This window comes from Sporosarcina saromensis (assembly GCF_054901285.1).
This window is the reverse complement of the sequence record NZ_CM142738.1, coordinates 475,752-494,079: the sequence shown is the minus strand read 5'-3', so window position 1 is coordinate 494,079 and position 18,328 is coordinate 475,752. Positions and strand designations below refer to the sequence as shown.

The following is an 18,328-nucleotide window of genomic DNA, read 5'->3' as shown; positions in this document are numbered from 1 at the left end:
CTTGGTTTCACGCGATTTTTGATTCTATCGAGTTTTAACTTGTCCGAGCTTCATTGATACCCTAAAGAAATATTTCCAGAAGTTGTAATGCTTGATGGTGAGGAACAGTTGAATGGTATCCCCCATTACGGCTTTACGGTGATTGAAAAGATGAAAACCGCTTCGCCTTTTACGTCTTCAGTCCACTCGGCAATGACATGATAGTAATACTTTCCCTTTTCCTCAGGAACGGTAATTTTGTTGTCGATTACGTCAATCGGAGTTCCAGGATCATCCTCGCCTGCATATAGAAACACACGATAATTATCTGGTTGTGGCACATTAGAATTTGCGTCAGCAGATAGCCCCAGTATAATTTTTTCACCTGGACCGCTCTTAGTAGGAATTCCATCTTCTAATGCTCTTGTTGGGTTAAACGGTTCAAATGCGCAAGATTGCTCTTCGTCCTCCCAGCAATGCTTTGAATACTTGGGCTTAAATGCAACCATTCTCGTTTGAAAGAGTCCATCTGGTCTACCAAGTTCAACCTCTTCATTTTGTAATGAATCAGGTGCCGGTGTCTCATTAGAACAACCTCCTACTATGAAGGTGGCAGAAAAAAACAACAGTATTACCCATTTCTTCAAATATACTCTCCCCCTCTAGGTTACTTATTCAATATATTACCATTAAAAATAATTTATTTAAATAAAAATTTAAGAATATTTAAAGGGTTATTGGTGTGGGTGTAGAAATAGTAATAAGTGTAAGAAAAAATACTATTTAGGAGGTGTGAGTATTGAAGAAACTTGTTGGATTGTTGGTTGCATGTAGTATGGCTCTAGTCATGTTTTCGGGCACATCTTGTACTTCACTATCTACTTCAATCCTAACGAGTCAATTCTAAAATATATGGCATATAACAATGTCGTAACAGAGCAGTTGGCTGGAGTGCAGACGCCGACTCCTCGAAAATGCTGCGCATTTCCATCGTGCGGTGTTTATTCGAGGAAGCCTATTCAAAGTCCTGCGGGGGGATAGCACGAATGGTGAGACCCCACAGGGAAAGCCGTCACGCAGAACGGCTTTTGCGAGCAAAAGCGTAGCGTTGGGAGCAAGGATGCCTTAATTTCTGCAAAGTACGCAGAAATACGGCCAATCGAACTCTTCGTTGTTCGATTGGCTCACCCGTGCCCCGCGGAAAGCGTGCGCCGGAACGCAAGCCAACGGGTTCGAAGAGGCTTAATTGTAACTAAGTGGTTAATCAAACATCCTATACATAGAATGTACTACGCATGCTGGTAGGCACACCTCCCACAGAGTAAAATGATTGGAGTTGTCATTATGTTGAACTTAATACAATTCGAATTGACAAAAGTGATGAAATCTAAATTCTTTCAACTAATGCTTCTTATTTCTTCTATTTTTGTACTTACTTATTTTGTTTTTATCTATACCAATACAATTCGAGCAAACGACTTACAAGCAGAGTCAGAAGCAAAGATCATTAACGTTTCAAATGAACTGGCTGAACTAGAGGAATCTATCAAGAAGGGCGAAGTTAAAGCGGATGACGAAGAAGTAGTTTTGCGAATTACTGATTTAAAAGGCATTATCGAAGAACATAAAGTAAAGCTAAACGGATATAAAAATGAAGATTGGATGGCCTTGTTAGATATGGAATTGGATTATTTGGAACCGATTGTGAAGCGTGATCTTGCTAACTTTGATTATTATACTTCTACATGGCAGACGCTTTTTACAACCGAAACCAATTATGAACAGTACAAATGGATGCGGAAACACGAAATCATTCCCGTTTACCCGATTAACTCGTTAGCTTATCGAACGGCATATGATGTTGTTTATGATTTACCTGGATTGGAAGAATCGATTAAGAAACTCAGTACGAAATATTCATCTACAGGTATTTATTATGTGCACCATCTGTTCTCGGTTATTTTTAGTGTTTTTGGGGCCAGTTTTTTTCTATTGCTTTTTGGAGATATCGTAACAAGAGAGCGATTAGGCACAAGCGGACCGATTCAATTGCTTCGAAGCCAACCCATTCGACGTGGTTACATCCTTGTGAGTAAATTTGTAACGGTCGTAATTGCTACGCTCCTACTCCTTTTCGGTATAGGCGTTTTCGCTTTATTACTCGGGACCATTTTCGACCGCCTTGGCCATTGGAATTATCCAGTGCTCATATACGGGGAGAAATATTCATTTTATTTTATGAATATGAGCACATTTTTAATCAAATCGATGATTTTATTCATAATGGTACTCTTGTTTTGTTATGCCCTGTTGTTTTTATTCTCCGTCCTAACAAAAAGAGTGCCTGTAGCGATAAGTTTAGTGCTCACTATACTATTTTTAGGCATGAATATGAGTGAGGCATCGTCCTTATCCGCCTTTGCTCCTTACAGTCCATTCCACTACTTTTCAGTTTCAAAAGTAGTTACAAACGAACTGGCCGTAACGATGAAGAACTTTACGTTTTCGTTTTCAACAGGGATGATGACGCTCGCGCTAGCAACTGTGCTCGTATTGATGGCTACATTTTTGCTCGCTACACTACAAGAAAAATTAATCGTTCGTAGACCGTCTAAGATTCGAATTGAATCGGCTTGAAGCAAAAACGTTCCATGAACGGGATAAATCCGCATCATGGAACGAGCGTTATTCGGGGAGGTTGGCAGTTTTATGTTTATTCGCGACAGCCGTCTGATAACTATGCAAGCCCATGCCAAAGATGATGACTGCTACGCCAATTAGTGATAGTGTGCCAGGTAAGGCGATATGTAAAATGAGCATTTCACCAATCATCGCAAAAATAAGCTCAGTCGACTGGGTTGCTTCCACGGCAGCAAGTTTCCCTTGGTCATTTTGAACGAGGTCCGTTGCCAGGAAAAATAGTGTCGTCGCGATGACGCCTGAACTAACAGCGACAATTAACGATTGGACAACTTGATTTGTAGACGGTGGACCGACAGTGAGTAGTGCATAAATTGCAAATCCAATCCAAACAGGAATCGTCATCAATGTCATAGCAAGGACACGTTGAAAAGTATCCAATCGACCTTGCAATAAGTCCATCATTTTTCGGTTTCCTAACGGATAGGCAAATGCAGCAAGGAGTACCGGAAGAATGCCGAGCACGAATGTCCGCGCGTCCACACTGTTTGCATTCGGTATTTGAATGATGACAACCCCTGCAAATATGACCAACGTAATCCCCAACGACGCAAGCGGAATTTTTTGTCGGTTTCGTTGCTCACCGTGCTTCGTTTGAACGACGATAACGAACAGTGGTGCAAGCAGGACCCCTGCAACAATCGTCAGTTGCCACGTTCCTGCCAGTAACCAACCGGGACTATAGCCCGCAGCAAATGTCAAAGGCGCATAGAATAATACGAATGCAACGACACTCCAAATGAAAAACGGAACTGGCGTAGCGAGCATCGCTTTTCGCATATTACCGAGCCCCTTTCGATAAGCGACAATGGCAATAAGGAAAGGGACCATGAAGAAATAGCGGAGGGAAGCACTCCATAACCAGCTGCCTCCCGACATTTCCATCGATCTATTTAAAACGAAGGTGACTGCAAAAAATAACGCAGAGATGATCCCGATCCAAATGGCTTTCATAAGGGGTAAGCCTCCTTAAGCGCGTTCCTCGAATAATTGAACAGCTTGGATAATGACTTCTGTTGCTTTTACCATATTGTCTGCGGAAATATATTCATACTTTCCGTGATAGTTTTCACCGCCTGTGAAGATGTTTGGCGTTGGCATCCCCATATAGGAAAGCTGTGAACCGTCCGTGCCGCCGCGGATAGGAACAATATTCGGTTCAATATCGAGCATTTTGAATGCATCCGCAATAATATCCACGATTTCCATGACAGGCTCAATCTTCTCACCCATATTGAAATATTGCTCCATGAGTACCAGTTCCACTGCATGATCTCCGTGCTGTTTTTTCATCTGCTCGGCTGTTTCAATCATCAGCTGTTTGCGCGCTTCGAACGTTTCGCGGTCAAAATAGCGGATGATGTAACTCAACTCCGTCTTCTCGACAGACCCGCTCACATCCATTAGGTGAATGAACCCTTCATACCCATCTGTTTTCTGAGGGATTTCATCGACGGGCATCGCTGCTTGAAATGCATTAGCAAGTAAGATGGAGTTCACCATTTTATCTTTTGCGGATCCAGGGTGCACATTCGTTCCGTGGAACGTTACCGTTGCACCTGCCGCATTAAAGCTTTCATATTGAAGCTCACCAATCGGTCCACCATCCATCGTATATGCATAATTTGCTCCGAATGCTTCGACATCGAATTTATGTGGTCCGCGTCCAATTTCCTCATCAGGTGTAAACCCAATGCGTAATTTTCCGTGTTTAATTTCTGGGTGTTGTATCAAGTACTCCATGGCTGTCATGATTTCAGCAATTCCGGCTTTATTGTCAGCACCGAGTAATGTCGTGCCGTCCGTCGTTATCAATGTATGCCCGACATAGTTTTTTAACTCAGGAAACGCAGAAACGGTCATCGTCGTGTTTGCATTCAACTGGATATCCTGTCCGTCATACGCATCGATTCGTTGAGGATTGACGTTTTTCCCTGTGTAGTCCGTTGCCGTATCAACATGTGCCAAGAAGCCGATAACAGGCATTTCTTTGTCCGTATTCGCAGGCAGTGACGCGAATAAATAGCCGTTTTCATCTAACGTAATTTCTTCCATTCCGATTTCTTGCAGTTCCTTTTCAAGAACGTGCAGCAAATCCCATTGTCCTGGCGTAGACGGGGTCGACGTACTGTCAGCGTTAGACTGTGTATCAATTTTTGCATAGCGTGTTAGACGTTCAATCAATTTTTCTTTCATTCGTAACTACCTCCTGAGATTAAAGTTCGTTTATTGTATCGTCAGCGTCTATGTAAGCATTGAATCTATTATATGGACGCGTTGTATACGTGATAACATGTGTGTTGATTAACCAATATATAGGATGTAAGACCAAACAATAATCCTTATTATCCTCGATAAACACCGGATTTCCGCTCCAGGCGGACGCGTTCCGCGGGCACGGCTTCAGCCGCTTCCCTCGCTTCGCTCAGTCCAGGGTCTTCAGCTCGCGCTGTTCCCGCAGGAGTAGCCGCCTTCCGCTCCAATCCTGAAAAGCAGTATCTATAGTTTATGACATATAAAGAGTTGTCATATGCTAGTTGGCTGGAGTGCAGGCGCCGACTCCAGCGGGGGGATAGCACGAATGGTGAGACCCCACAGGGAGCGAAGCGGACGAGGAGGCTCACCCGTGCCCCGCGGAAAGCGTGCGCCGGAACGCAAGCCAACGGGTTCGAAGAAGTCTACTTGTAAATAAGTGGTTAATCAACAGACCTGACGTGATATATAGCTATGTTCATCTTATCAGATTGTTTCGATTCACGGAATACTTAACGACGCGACTTCCGATACTAGCGGCAATCAAAACTTGTGCTGCGTAATAAGTTACCATCACAAACGCATCGCGATAAGGAATTTCGACGATAAAACGGTCAATTGCAAGGACCGAATCGGAAAACATGAAGAGTAACGCACCGATAATGGCGAGTTTTAGTCCGGTTTTTATTGCCATCCAGCCCATCGTTAAAATGACCGCAATGTACGCAATAATGGCGATTCCTAGGACGAATTGATCGGCCATGAATTGGGAGCCCGCAATCCAAACCGCCATTCCTATTCCGTAGACAAGTAGTAAAATCGCTACCCAAATAGGAATTTTCTTTCGAGTAGCTTGTTTAAAGGCGAAAATATAGATGACATGTCCGATGAAAAACGTGACCAATCCTGCCATGAACCAATAAATGACACCGTCTGCAATCATACAGATGAATAACCCGAACAGGATTCTTTTTTTATAGGTTGAAGAGACGAGCGGTAAAGTTAGGGCGCCAAAGAGAATGATGAGTGCCATCGGAATCAGTTTCATGAATATTTTAAAGCTAACCGGCTCCGGTGGGATGAAAAAGATATAAACAGCGCTAAAAACAATGATTGCTGCTACGACTAAACTTCTCACAGTATGTACATCTCCTTTCTCTCATGTAGTTCGAGAGAGGGCAGGGAAATTCCTGCTAATTCAGTGTCGTTAATAATTTATTCGTCCGTAATATGTCGATAAAGACATCGAGGGCTTTCGTTTGAAAGGGTGTACTCGTGACAATGGAAAATTTTCTTGGATAAGGGAGCCCTTTTACGTGCATCATTTGTAAATCACCACACGTCAGCTCTTTTTTAATGGACCAGTGAGAGAGAAGACTAATGCCAAGGCCAGCCTCCACGGATTCCTTAATCGGCTGCGTACTGCTAAAATTCATCAGTTTTTTCGGGGCAATTTGATGTTGGTGAAATAAATTATCCATTGCAGCCCTCGTTCCTGATCCTTGTTCCCGGGCAATCCACATTTCCTGTTCTAACGCTTTTAACTCAATTGCGTCCCGCCTGTTAGCAAGTGGATGTGTTTTTGAACAAACAATTACCATCCGATCTTCTGCGAAATCTTCTACGATTAACTTCGATGTATTAAATGTGCCTTCTACAATTCCAATGTCCAGCTGATGGCTAGCAACTAACTCAGCGATTGTTGTTGTGTTTCCAATCGTAACGGTAGGCAAGATGTCAGGATAGTTCACTTTTAAATTGGCGATAATACGTGGTAGGACATATTCGCCAAATGTGTAGCTTGCGCCAATTGACAACGGTCCACTTGCTTTATGTACGACATCATCGACAAGATTTTGCATTTTCGTATATAATGCGAGGATTTCTTTTGCATGATGATAGACAATTTCTCCTGCCTGATTGAGCCGAACGTATTTATTCGTCCGCTCTAACAATCTGGACCCGATTTGCTCCTCCAACTGTCGAATGTATTGACTGACGGCGGGTTGCGTCATGTGATGCTCTTCAGCCGCGCGCGAAAAGCTCTGTTTCTCTGCGACTGTTATGAATACTTGTAGCTGCTGATCCATGATGACACACTCCTCTCTATTAATAACTAATTACTTATCATACCTATTATTATAATTTATTTTACTTATCATATGTACACGTTTATTCTAACAACAGGAGGTGTTTGCAAAATGGCTTCAGATTCTGTGACTAAAAAGAATGGGAATAAAAATGCCTTATGGATCGCCGGGATTGCTTTTACATTTTTCATTGCACTCTTAGGATTTTTATTAGCAAAAGTGCCTGGTTTTGACCATATTGGCCAATTGGCAAGTGCCATTATTATTGCAGTAGCGTTCAGACAAATATTTGGCTATCCCGAAATGCTTCGTGCAGGGATTACGTTTTCGTCTAAAAAGCTACTTCGATTAGCAATAATTTTGTACGGATTGAAGTTAAATATCGACGTTGTCTTCAAAGATGGATTAGGGCTCTTAGTGAGGGATGCGGTCATTATTGCGTTTGCAATCGGGGCAATGGTGTTACTCGCAAAGTGGATGAAGGCGGATAAAAACATCTCCCTCCTCTTAGGTGTAGGGACGGGGGTATGTGGAGCGGCCGCCATTGCAGCGGTTGCGCCAATCGTAAAAGCGAAGGATGAGGATACGGCAATCGGTGTCGGCATCATCGCACTGATGGGGACAGTATTTGCAATCGGCTATACAATATTGCGACCAATCGTTCCGCTTATTCCGACAGATTACGGCATTTGGTCGGGCATGAGTTTGCACGAGCTTGCCCACGTAGCGATTGCGGCTGCACCAGCTGGAGAAGATGCGTTAGCGATTGCGTTACTTGCGAAGTTAGGTAGAGTATTTCTTCTCGTCCCGCTCTGCTTTATTTTCATATATCTCATGAAACGTAAAAGCAAAGGGCAAGACGAAGAGCAGAATAAAATTGAATTCCCATGGTTCCTTGTTGGGTTCATCTTACTAAGTATTTTCGGTAGTTATGTGTTAGGGCATTCCATCCCTGTATCTGCTGGTTTTATGGAAGGCGTCAGTACACTCACAACTTGGTTATTGACTGCTGCGATGGTTGGTCTCGGATTGAACGTCAGCTTGAAGGATTTACGGAATCGTGCCATGAAACCGTTGTTGGCCATGACGATTGTGTCAATTTGCGTTTCTGTGTTAGCCTATTTTATTATTTGAACAAAAAAAGGACTCTTCGCTAGTGGAAGAGCCCTTTTTCATATAAATTAATGGACAGAATAATTCTTGTGTGCAACGACAGTGAGATTGGATGCAGCTCCAATCCGGTCAGCATCATCGTCTGAAATCTTTACAATGACTGAGTTCTCGAGAATCTTTTGAATCGTCCCGTTCACTTCATAATCATTCCGAACAAATGTGATTTCTTCATCGATATGACGAGCTGAGACAAAATCAGAAACGTCTTTCTCCTTACGTGGAAAAGCCAATCGAATCCCTCCTATTGTCTTTTTTCATCATGCATTCCGAAAGAAAAAAGCTTAGGCTTGTCCTAAGCAAGTAGAATGCAAGATGAAAACAACTAGCTGATTGAAAACGATGTGCATCAAGTTGTCTAGCACTAGTATAACATAAATTGTCGAACTTTGCTGAAACGTAAACGCATTAAAATGAATATAGTTGACAGAATACCTTAAGGGGTATATGATGTTAACTATAAAGTTAAGAAAGGAGCTGTTCGATTTGCATTATGATGATAAAGTCGTAAATCGACTTAAACGAATAGAAGGTCAGATAAAAGGCGTGCTACGAATGATCGAAGAAGGCAAAGATTGCAAAGAAGTTGTCACACAATTATCTGCATCTCGTTCAGCAATTGACAGGACGATTGGCGTCATTGTCAGTTCCAATATCATTTCCTGTATTCAAAATGCAGATGAAAATAATCCGATGACCCAAGAAGCCATTGTGAAAGAAGCTGTAGACTTGTTAGTAAAGAGTCGATAAAAAATCATTGACTCTTTTCTTTTTCTACGGTAATATACCTTACGGGGTATGGTAATTAACAAAAAGAAAGGGAGATTGAATTGACGGAAACAAAAAAGACGACCATTGTTTTATTCAGTGGAGAGTACGATAAGGCTATGGCCGCCTACATTATTGCGAATGGAGCCGCTGCATACGATCATGAAGTGACGATTTTCCACACATTTTGGGGATTGAATGCGCTTCGAAAAGAAGAACAAATTCCTGTGAGTAAAGGATTCCTTGAAAAAATGTTCGGGAAAATGATGCCGCGTGGTGCGGATAAGATGGGCATTTCAAAGATGAACTTTGCAGGGTTTGGTCCAAAAATGATCAAGCACGTCATCCAAAAGCATAATGCAATGACACTCCCACAACTAATTGAATTAGCGCAAGAACAAGATATAAAGTTAGTCGCATGTACAATGACGATGGATCTGTTAGGCCTTCAGCAAGAAGAGCTAATGGAAGGCATTGAGTACGCTGGCGTAGCTGCTTACTTAGCTGATGCAGAAGACGGCAATGTGAATTTGTTTATTTAACTCAAGAGAATCGAAACAGCGTAAAGTGATCGATTCTTGGTTGAATGGTCACTTCATGCAACAAAAATAGGAGGTTTTGGACGTGAAAGACATTACGACAAGTGAAGTGGCGAAGAAGTTGGCTGCAAAGCAACCAGTGCATCTAATCGATGTGCGTGAAGTCGATGAGGTAGCTCAAGGGAAAATTCCAGGGGCGGTCAATATTCCACTTGGTTTGTTAGAGTTCCGTATGCATGAATTGGATAAATCGGTTGAATACACAATGGTTTGCCGTTCCGGTGGCCGTAGTGGAATGGCGACACAACTACTTGAGAGTCATGGCTATAAAGTGGTTAATATGACAGGTGGTATGCTTGCCTGGGAAGGCGACGTGGAGTAACAAATTTTTTTATTCACCAATATACCCCTATGGGCATAAAGGAGTGCTGAAATGATACAGACAGATATGATTGTGGATGCGAAAGGTTTGGCGTGCCCAATGCCAATCGTGAAGACGCGAAAAGCAATGAAAGAATTGGCGCCGGGCAATGTTATGGAAGTTCAAGCGACGGATAAAGGATCGACAGCAGATTTGAAAGCGTGGGCGACGAGTGCCGGTCATCAATACTTAGGTACGACTGAACAGGATGGGACACTCACACACTATGTAAGAAAGTCTAATTCTGATGAAATCCAGGAAAAAACGTACCCCCATGTTGTTTCAAATGAAGAATTGGAGACGTTGCTGGCGAATCGGGCGGAAATTGTTCTGTTAGACGTTCGTGAAGAGGCGGAATATGCTTTCGGACATATTCCCGGTGCGAAATCCGTACCTCTCGGAGAACTTGATGATGCGTTATCGATTGATAAAGATTCCCTGATCTATGTGATTTGCCGCAGTGGAAGTAGAAGCGATTTGGCAGCACAAAAGCTGAGTGAAGCAGGGTTTGTCAATGTGAAAAATGTTGTTCCTGGTATGAGTGGTTGGAATGGAGCATTGGAAAAGTCCATGTGATTTGTGTTGATTTTACAAATTAAACGAAATGTAAGAGGAGGCTATAAGTATGACGGTTACAGCTATGACAGCAGGAGAACTTGCTAAAAAGGTAATTGCAAAAGAATCATTTTTCATCTTGGATGTGCGTAATGAAGATGCATTTGAAGATTGGAAAGTGGAAGGCGAAAATATTCAATACTTGAACGTTCCTTATTTCGATTTGTTGGATGGAGTCGAAGACGTTCTTGACCAAATTCCAACGGATAAAGATGTTGTGGTCATTTGTGCGAAGGAAGGTTCTTCAATCTTTGTCGCAGAAATGCTTTCTGAAGAAGGGAGAAACGTTCACTATTTACAAGGTGGTATGAAAGCTTGGAGTGAACATTTAGAGCCGGTTAAAGTTGGTGACCTGAAAGACGGGGGAGCCATTTATCAATTCGTTCGTATCGGTAAAGGTTGTCTTTCGTATATGATCGTCTCTGACGGAGAAGCGGCAATTATCGATGCAACGAGAATGACAGATGTGTTTATTAACTATGCAAATGAACTAGGGGTAACGATTACGAATGTCCTCGACACCCATTTGCATGCGGATCATATTTCGGGTGGACGTAAAATTGCAGAGGCGGTCAATGGTGTTTATTGGCTTCCGCCAAAAGACGCAACGGAAGTGGTATTCGAGTATGCGCCGTTAGAAGACGGTCGGACAATTACAGTCGGGAATACGAAAATTGATATTCAAGCATTGTATTCTCCTGGCCACACAATCGGTTCGACGTCGTTTATTGTCGATGATGCATACCTGCTTTCAGGGGATATTTTATTCATTGACTCGATCGGACGACCGGATCTTGCAGGGTTAGCAGAGGATTGGGTTGGCGATTTACGTGAAACCTTGTATCGCCGTTACCGTGGACTTGCGGAAGATTTAGTTGTTCTTCCAGCCCACTTCATGATTATTGAAGAATTGAATGCGGATGGCAGTGTTGCTGAGAAGTTAGGCACTTTATTCGCAAAAAATCATGGGTTGAACATTGAGGATGAAGCGGAGTTCCGCGAATTGGTAACGGGCAATTTACCGCCACAACCCAATGCTTATCAAGAAATTCGACAAACGAATATGGGTAAAGTTGTGCCGGACGAAGACACACAACGGGAGATGGAAATTGGTCCAAACCGTTGTGCAGTAAGATAAATTATACACACTAAAAGGAGAGATTTTGAATGAATATCGCAAAAGTATTAGATGCAAAGGCGTTGGCGTGCCCTATGCCGGTCGTACGTGCAAGAAAGACGATGAAGGAAATGGAAACTGGAGAAATCCTTGAAGTCCTGACAACGGACAAAGGCTCCGTTGCTGATTTGACAGCATGGGCAAAGTCTAGTGGTCATGAAATGCTTGACCAAAAAGAAGATGCAGGCGTCTTCACGTTTTACATTCAAAAAGGTTAATTGGCGTGGAGGGGGTATCTAACCAGGTACCCTTTTCCTAATGAAAAGGAGGAATTACGAGATGGATTTGGCGTTTATCATTACTATATTCCTCATAGGTTTTGTGGGGTCTTATGTTTCAGGAATGGTTGGAATCGGAGGCTCGATTATTAAATACCCGATGTTGCTGTACATTCCGCCAATGCTTGGACTCGTTGCATTTTCTGCACACGAAGTGTCCGGAATTAGTGCAATTCAAGTGTTTTTCGCCACGATTTCAGGTGTGTGGGCATATCGGAAAAGTGGCTATTTGAATAAAACACTCATTATCTATATGGGAAGTGCAATATTGTTAGGGAGTTTCATCGGTGGATATGGGTCGAACTTAATTTCCGAGGGAACGATTAATCTCGTATATGGGATTTTAGCAACCATTGCAGCGGTGATGATGTTCGTTCCTAAAAAGGGACTTGACGATATCCCGGCAGATCAAGTTGTCTTCAACAAATGGCTCGCGGCTGGCCTTTCATTCATCGTAGGAATCGGAGCTGGAATTGTCGGTGCAGCGGGTGCGTTCATCTTAGTACCAATTATGCTTGTCGTGCTAAAAATCCCAACACGCATGACGATTGCAACGTCTCTTGCGATTACGTTTATCTCTTCCATTGGTTCAACTGTCGGTAAGGTTGTGACAGACCAAATATTATACGGCCCGGCAGCTATTATGATTGTAGCCAGTATTCTTGCCGCTCCATTAGGGGCAAAGGCTGGGCAGAAGATGAATACGAAAGTACTGCAAACGATTTTGGCAGTGTTGATTTTAGGGACAGCGATTAAAATTTGGTTGGATTTTTGAGTCAGTGAGTGACTTGAAGGTTTTTGATAGAAGCGATGCGAAAGAGGATGATGTCCTTTTTCGTATCGCTTTTTTGGATGGGGGCTTGAGCTTTGATAACTGGAAAAGTATCCGGTGAACGAGTCAGATTGAAGATGAAAAAACGTAATAGTGGAGAATCGGTGATAAAGTGTCCCGAATCGGTGATAAAGTGCTCTGAATCGGTGATAACGTCCCCCGAATCGGTGATAACGCTGCATAACCGCCACGTGCCTCTAATCAAACCGTTAAATTGTCAAAAGCATTTCTGCGCGATGTTTAACGCCATCTACTTTGATCCACCCGCGAAATCGATTCGCAGCGGGTTAGGGAAGATGCCTTGAAGGCATGGCATACTAAGTGTGATTAATTCCCATAAAATGGGCGAGTGGTGATAAAAGCGGATTGAACGGTGATAAAGTGTTCATAAGCGGTGATAAAGTGCGCGCGAGCGGTGATAACAAGACGTCGAGCGGTGATAAAACCTTCTTAAGCGGTGATAACTGGGAAAATGCCCTGTAGACACATTCGTTTGATGATAATAATGGTTAGAATCGGGAAACAGCAGGCATGCCATTAAAAAAGATGCAGAAGGATCAATCCTTCTGCATCAGCAATTTACAAATTATTTAAGTGTTCTTGATGTGGCTTGGAGAATGCCTTCTTGGACTTGTTGAGCCATTTGCTTTTTCCTTGCGAAAATGAAGTATGAAGCGACGGTTAAGCCGGCGATTAAGAGCGTTAGTAGCGCTTGTGTACGTAGTGAGTCGATGGCAAGCATTGCAATGTAAATGCCGATAATGCAAACTATCGAGAAGTACGTAAGATACGGATAGAGCCACATTTTGATTTCAAGTGCTTCCGGGTTTTCTTTCTCCATTTTTTTGCGCATGCGCAATTGGGAGAAGGCGATTACTAAGTAGACGAGTAGTGCGACCGCGCCGGATGAATTGATTAAAAACAGGAAAATGACATCGGGTGATGTATAACTGAAAATGACCGCGATGTAGGAAAATACGGTACTAAAGAGTATTGCACGGACAGGTACTCCTTTTTTGCTTAGTTTCATAAAGGCTTTTGGTGCGTCGCCTTTTTTCGCCATCCCGAACAACATCCTTGAATTGGCGTACAATGCAGAATTTAAGCAAGATAATACGGCAGTTAAAACGATGAAGTTCATAATTTGTGCAGCCGCTGGGATGCCGATATAGTCGAGCACGGCCACGAACGGGCTGACAAGAATGTTTGCTGAATTCCATGGCAACAACGTAACAACAATCGCGATGGAACCGATATAGAAGACGAGAATTCGCCAAATGACACTGTTTGTGGCAATACGAACGGCTTTTGTCGGATGATCGGACTCACCAGCTGCAATGGCGACAATTTCCGTTCCCATGAAGGAAAAGATTACAACCGTAATACCTAATAATACAGCGCCAAAACCGGATGGCATAAAGCCGCCTTCGCCTAATAAGTTAACCGTTCCAGGTGAATCAATACTAGGGAACCAACCGAAAATGACAGCCAAACCGAGTACGAGGAACAACCCAATACTGACGACTTTTATTAAAGAAAACCAATATTCGAATTCACCGAAAGACTTAACAGAAAAAAGGTTTGTCATTGTCAGTAATACAGTTAGGATCAAAGCCATCAACCAAAGGGGCATGCCAGGAATCCAATATTGGATAATTGCAGCGCCGGCAATGGCTTCGATGGCGATGACGACGACCCAAAAAAACCAGTACAACCAACCGATCGTGTAACCAGCCCATGGACCGATTGCTTCAGTTGCGTATGTAGAAAACGATCCGCTCGTCGGGTGGGCCGCTGCCATTTCTCCTAGCATGCGCATGACTAAGACGACTAAAAATCCTGCAAACGCATAGGATAAAATTGCCCCCGGACCAGTCGCGTTAATGACTGCACCACTTCCTACAAATAGACCTGCTCCAATGACGCCTGCAATTGAAATCATGCTAATGTGTCGGATCTTTAAATCAGGATTCAATTGTTGCTTCTGCTGTTCATCAGACATATGCTCATCTCCTTTTAAAATGACCTGCACCTGTAAGCGATTACAAATTAATTAAATGAAACTTTCTGATTAATATGTTAAGTCTACAGGAAATGGCTCTGTTGTGAATTGGACAAACTGTAAGGTGATTACGAGGTTGACTAAACAAACTGTTAAAATCGCTAGTATCCAACTTGTTCCCTCGTTCGGTTTACATTGTTCTGTAAGGTTACTAGGAGCGGATTATGAATGAATTCGATCTACATCCTTTTTCGCAGATTGTGATGCAATGTAGCGCTGGGCATGGATAGCTACTTCAAGGGCTAAACGATTTGCAGGTTCCATAAAGTCTTCGCCTAAAATGGCTTCCAACTTCTCTAATCGGTGATACAGTGTTTGGCGCACGATGAATAAACGGTCGGCTGTTTCTTTTTTTGCACCGCCGCATTCCAAAAATACACGCAAGGTTTCGAGTAACTCACTAGCCATCTCTTGATCATAGGCGATGACAGGCTCTAAATGATCTTTGACGTAAGCGGATAAGTGGTCAGTTGCGATTAATTCTGCCAAAAGGCGGTAGATGCCGAGTTTCTCATAAAAGGATGACGTTGCCAGGGAAGCTTTTTGTAAAGCAAGTACTTTTCGAGATTCTTCGTAGCTTTTCTTCAAATCTTTCACGTCTTGATAAACGGCACTGCAGCCGAATCGGCACGTCGCACCGACTAAAGAATCTGCTTGGTCCAATTGGGCGATGTGTGAAAATAATTGAAGGAAACGATCGACACTTCGTTTGGATTCTGCAGCCGACAAGAATGAAGCGATGAGCACAATTTCGTTTTTAGTACTTGAGACGGCAGGGAAAAACCCGTTTTTGTGACAAAGGGATCGAATCATCATCGAACGTTGAATGCGGATTTCCTCCCAGTCATCATCGTCCAACTCTACATAAAGGTCATCTAATTCGATCGTGACAACACGATAATACATGTTTCGGCTAGGTGTCGGAAGGAACGTGTTGAGATCGTCTCGGTCGACTGAACGACCATTAAGCAGATTCCGAACAAATTCTCCTTCACTCTTCTGCTTGCGTTCTGCAATTGTCCGACTGCGAAGCGCCACTTGAGCAATTGCAAGAGCAGCCCTGTCCAATAATAAAAATGTCATATCGCTCATCGGTGGCTGCGATGCTTCAAGGCAAATGAACCCTAATCGCTGCCCGAGTCCACGCACTGGTACACAAGCAAAAGTTTGTCCCTCTGCTACAACCGTCAGCTCATTTGAAGAAGGTGTATTGACCAACTCTAATTCCTGTTGCAGTACTTTTCCGACTTCCTTCATTTCAGAAGGGTAATGGATTGTTTTTTGTTGTTCACCAATAAAAAGAACTCCTTGGCGAAACACTTTGTGGAGTTCTTGTAAAATCTTTAAAATGCCATTTGGTGAAAGGGATAAGTCAATAAATGTTCTTGATAGAGTATCTAATTGAGAAAGCGCTTGGTGGTGCTGATTAATGATCATCGTATGCAAGTCTTGAGTAATATCAACAAATTTCACTGTTTTTTCGAATACGAGGATCGGGAAATCATGCGTGTCTGCAAATTCAATGATATCTTGAGGAATTTCATTGAAGTATGCTCCGAGCTCGATACAAATGCAAGCTACATTTTTTTCTAGCAGTCTTTTGACATATTGCAATTGTGTTGGTAAATCGAGTTGCAACCCAACCCCTGTCGTTAAAATTAATTCGCCGCCATTGATGAGAGACTCAAAATCTCGTACTTCCAATACGTGCGCCCATTTCACTTGGCGATGTAGACCATTCTTGCCGGCGACAACTTTGGCATCCTTGAACAATGGTCGTTTGAGGATAGTCCCGACCGTAATTTGGTGTTTTTCCAATGAATATCCCTCCAAAACGTAAAAAAAGACTCGCAATCATTTGACATAGTGTAAAGTGAAAAGAGAATGAATTGTTTGTAAAGTATATGGAGAAGTGTAACAGAAAACCTTTTGAAACCGCAAGTAGAGAATAAAAGGAGGAGATTGTATGCAAACAGTATCAGTTGAAAAGAAAACGCTTTCAAATTTTGTGAATGGACAATGGGTAAAATCACGGACGGACCGATATGAGGAAGTACCAAATCCAGCGACAGGTGAAATTCTCGCTGAAGTGCCAATTTCAACAGCAGAGGATTTAGAAGAAGCCGTTGCAGTGGCAAAAGAGGCATTTGGAAAATGGAAGAAGACGCCTGTACCACAACGTGCTCGTATTTTATTTAACTACCAACAATTGCTTGTGAAGCATTGGGATGAGTTGGCGAAATTAATAACTCTAGAAAATGGTAAGAACTACAACGAAGCATATGGTGAAGTACAACGCGGGATTGAATGTGTGGAGTTTGCTGCTGGCGCGCCAACACTCATGATGGGGTATCAACTCCCGGATATCGCTTCCAATATTGAATCGGGCGCTTATCGCTATCCAATCGGAGTAATCGGTGGCATAACGCCGTTTAACTTCCCGATGATGGTACCTTGCTGGATGTTCCCAATGGCAATTGCGACAGGAAATACGTTCATCTTGAAGCCGTCAGAACGTACGCCGTTGCTCGCAAACCGCCTTGCAGAGCTGTTAACCGAAGCAGGTTTACCAGACGGCGTGTTCAATATTGTGCATGGGGCACATGACATCGTCAACGGAATCTTAAGTCACCCGGACATTCCCGCAATTTCATTTGTTGGCTCCCAACCAGTTGCCGAGTATGTTTACAAAACAGGAACAGCAAATGGTAAACGTGTGCAAGCACTAGCTGGCGCAAAAAATCATTCTATCGTCATGCCAGATGCAAATATGGACTTAGCTGTAAAAGATATCATTAACGCAGCATTCGGTTCGGCTGGTGAACGTTGCATGGCTTGTTCAGTCGTCGTTGCGGTAGGTGACGTTGCAGACACACTCGTAGAACGACTTGTTGAGGAAGCTGACAAACTGACAATCGGGAACGGGATGGAAGAGGGCGTCTTCCTTGGACCGGTTATCCGGGATTCCCATAAAGACCGGACACTTTCTTATATCGAATGTGGTGTAGAGGAAGGTGCGAAGTTGTTACGTGATGGTAGAAAGGATCAATCTACTTCAGAAGGCGGTTATTTCGTCGGCCCGACAATTTTCGACAATGTCACGAAGGAAATGAAAATCTGGAAAGATGAAATTTTCGCGCCTGTCCTCTCCATTGTCCGTGTGGATTCTTTAGAGGATGCGATTGCCTACGCAAATGAGTCTGAGTTCGCAAATGGTGCGTGTTTATTCACAGATAGCGCAAAAGCGATTCGTCAATTCCGTGAAGAAATTGATGCAGGCATGCTAGGTGTTAATTTAGGTGTACCAGCTCCAATGGCGTTCTTCCCATTCTCGGGCTATAAAAAATCGTTTTATGGGGATTTGCATGCGAATGGACGCGATGGTGTCGAATTTTATACACGCAAGAAAATGTTGACAGCACGTCATTCATATTAAGGGAAGGG

18 protein-coding genes are annotated in these 18,328 nt (G+C 43.0%); 10 read left to right on the top strand and 8 right to left on the bottom strand.

The window, feature by feature from the left end; all coding sequences use genetic code 11:
- Positions 1-125: 125 nt before the first annotated feature.
- A complete protein-coding gene (locus tag ACVHUV_RS02285) occupies positions 126-626 on the bottom strand; it encodes a hypothetical protein (RefSeq protein WP_462086003.1) in 501 nt (166 codons plus the stop codon).
- 697 nt (positions 627-1,323) lie between these two features.
- On the opposite strand from ACVHUV_RS02285, the gene ACVHUV_RS02280 reads away from it, so the two are divergent.
- Positions 1,324-2,616 carry an ABC transporter permease gene (locus ACVHUV_RS02280; protein WP_462086002.1) on the top strand — a complete coding sequence of 431 codons (1,293 nt, stop codon included), beginning with the start codon at positions 1,324-1,326 and terminating at the stop codon, positions 2,614-2,616.
- A gap of 48 nt (positions 2,617-2,664) precedes the next feature.
- On the opposite strand, the gene ACVHUV_RS02275 is transcribed toward ACVHUV_RS02280, so the two are convergent.
- The 4 genes from ACVHUV_RS02275 to ACVHUV_RS02260 form a co-directional block, all read right to left on the bottom strand.
- A complete protein-coding gene (locus ACVHUV_RS02275; protein ID WP_462086001.1) occupies positions 2,665-3,633 on the bottom strand; it encodes a DMT family transporter in 969 nt (322 codons plus the stop codon).
- A 15-nt stretch (positions 3,634-3,648) separates the two neighbouring features.
- On the bottom strand, positions 3,649-4,875 hold the full coding sequence (gene pepT / locus ACVHUV_RS02270) for a peptidase T (protein WP_462086000.1): 1,227 nt from the start codon (positions 4,873-4,875) through the stop codon (positions 3,649-3,651).
- A gap of 535 nt (positions 4,876-5,410) precedes the next feature.
- Positions 5,411-6,070: a lysoplasmalogenase gene (locus ACVHUV_RS02265; RefSeq protein WP_462085999.1), complete on the bottom strand. Its 660-nt coding sequence runs from the start codon at positions 6,068-6,070 to the stop codon at positions 5,411-5,413.
- Positions 6,071-6,125: 55 nt separating this feature from the next.
- On the bottom strand, positions 6,126-7,022 hold the full coding sequence (locus ACVHUV_RS02260; protein WP_462085998.1) for a LysR family transcriptional regulator: 897 nt from the start codon (positions 7,020-7,022) through the stop codon (positions 6,126-6,128).
- Positions 7,023-7,133: 111 nt separating this feature from the next.
- On the opposite strand from ACVHUV_RS02260, the gene ACVHUV_RS02255 reads away from it, so the two are divergent.
- Positions 7,134-8,156 (top strand): YeiH family protein, encoded by a 1,023-nt coding sequence (locus ACVHUV_RS02255; protein WP_462085997.1) that lies wholly within the window; start codon positions 7,134-7,136, stop codon positions 8,154-8,156.
- Positions 8,157-8,203: 47 nt separating this feature from the next.
- Here the strand turns inward: ACVHUV_RS02255 and ACVHUV_RS02250 are convergent, their stop codons facing one another.
- Complete coding sequence (locus tag ACVHUV_RS02250) at positions 8,204-8,425, bottom strand: DUF2187 family protein (RefSeq protein ID WP_462085996.1); 222 nt, start codon at positions 8,423-8,425, stop codon at positions 8,204-8,206.
- Positions 8,426-8,678: 253 nt separating this feature from the next.
- Here ACVHUV_RS02250 and ACVHUV_RS02245 point away from each other — a divergent pair, with 253 nt between their 5' ends.
- The 7 genes from ACVHUV_RS02245 to ACVHUV_RS02215 all read left to right on the top strand — a co-directional run bounded on the left by ACVHUV_RS02245 (position 8,679) and on the right by ACVHUV_RS02215 (position 12,765).
- A complete protein-coding gene (locus tag ACVHUV_RS02245) occupies positions 8,679-8,942 on the top strand; it encodes a metal-sensitive transcriptional regulator (protein WP_371391361.1) in 264 nt (87 codons plus the stop codon).
- A gap of 80 nt (positions 8,943-9,022) precedes the next feature.
- Complete coding sequence (locus ACVHUV_RS02240) at positions 9,023-9,502, top strand: DsrE/DsrF/DrsH-like family protein (protein WP_462085995.1); 480 nt, start codon at positions 9,023-9,025, stop codon at positions 9,500-9,502.
- An 82-nt stretch (positions 9,503-9,584) separates the two neighbouring features.
- Entirely contained in the window at positions 9,585-9,881 is a 297-nt protein-coding gene (locus ACVHUV_RS02235) for a rhodanese-like domain-containing protein (protein WP_317944921.1), read from the top strand.
- Positions 9,882-9,932: 51 nt separating this feature from the next.
- On the top strand, positions 9,933-10,496 hold the full coding sequence (locus ACVHUV_RS02230) for a sulfurtransferase TusA family protein (protein WP_462085994.1): 564 nt from the start codon (positions 9,933-9,935) through the stop codon (positions 10,494-10,496).
- 49 nt (positions 10,497-10,545) lie between these two features.
- Positions 10,546-11,673: an MBL fold metallo-hydrolase gene (locus tag ACVHUV_RS02225; RefSeq protein ID WP_462085993.1), complete on the top strand. Its 1,128-nt coding sequence runs from the start codon at positions 10,546-10,548 to the stop codon at positions 11,671-11,673.
- 29 nt (positions 11,674-11,702) lie between these two features.
- Positions 11,703-11,930: a sulfurtransferase TusA family protein gene (locus ACVHUV_RS02220; protein WP_317944925.1), complete on the top strand. Its 228-nt coding sequence runs from the start codon at positions 11,703-11,705 to the stop codon at positions 11,928-11,930.
- Between the two features lie 61 nt (positions 11,931-11,991).
- A complete protein-coding gene (locus tag ACVHUV_RS02215; protein ID WP_462085992.1) occupies positions 11,992-12,765 on the top strand; it encodes a sulfite exporter TauE/SafE family protein in 774 nt (257 codons plus the stop codon).
- Between the two features lie 643 nt (positions 12,766-13,408).
- Here the strand turns inward: ACVHUV_RS02215 and gabP are convergent.
- On the bottom strand, positions 13,409-14,824 hold the full coding sequence (gene gabP, locus ACVHUV_RS02210) for a GABA permease (protein ID WP_462085991.1): 1,416 nt from the start codon (positions 14,822-14,824) through the stop codon (positions 13,409-13,411).
- A 222-nt stretch (positions 14,825-15,046) separates the two neighbouring features.
- Positions 15,047-16,702 (bottom strand): PucR family transcriptional regulator, encoded by a 1,656-nt coding sequence (locus tag ACVHUV_RS02205; RefSeq protein WP_462085990.1) that lies wholly within the window; start codon positions 16,700-16,702, stop codon positions 15,047-15,049.
- 148 nt (positions 16,703-16,850) lie between these two features.
- Here ACVHUV_RS02205 and ACVHUV_RS02200 point away from each other — a divergent pair, with 148 nt between their 5' ends.
- A complete protein-coding gene (locus tag ACVHUV_RS02200; RefSeq protein ID WP_462085989.1) occupies positions 16,851-18,320 on the top strand; it encodes a CoA-acylating methylmalonate-semialdehyde dehydrogenase in 1,470 nt (489 codons plus the stop codon).
- Positions 18,321-18,328 lie beyond the last annotated feature (8 nt).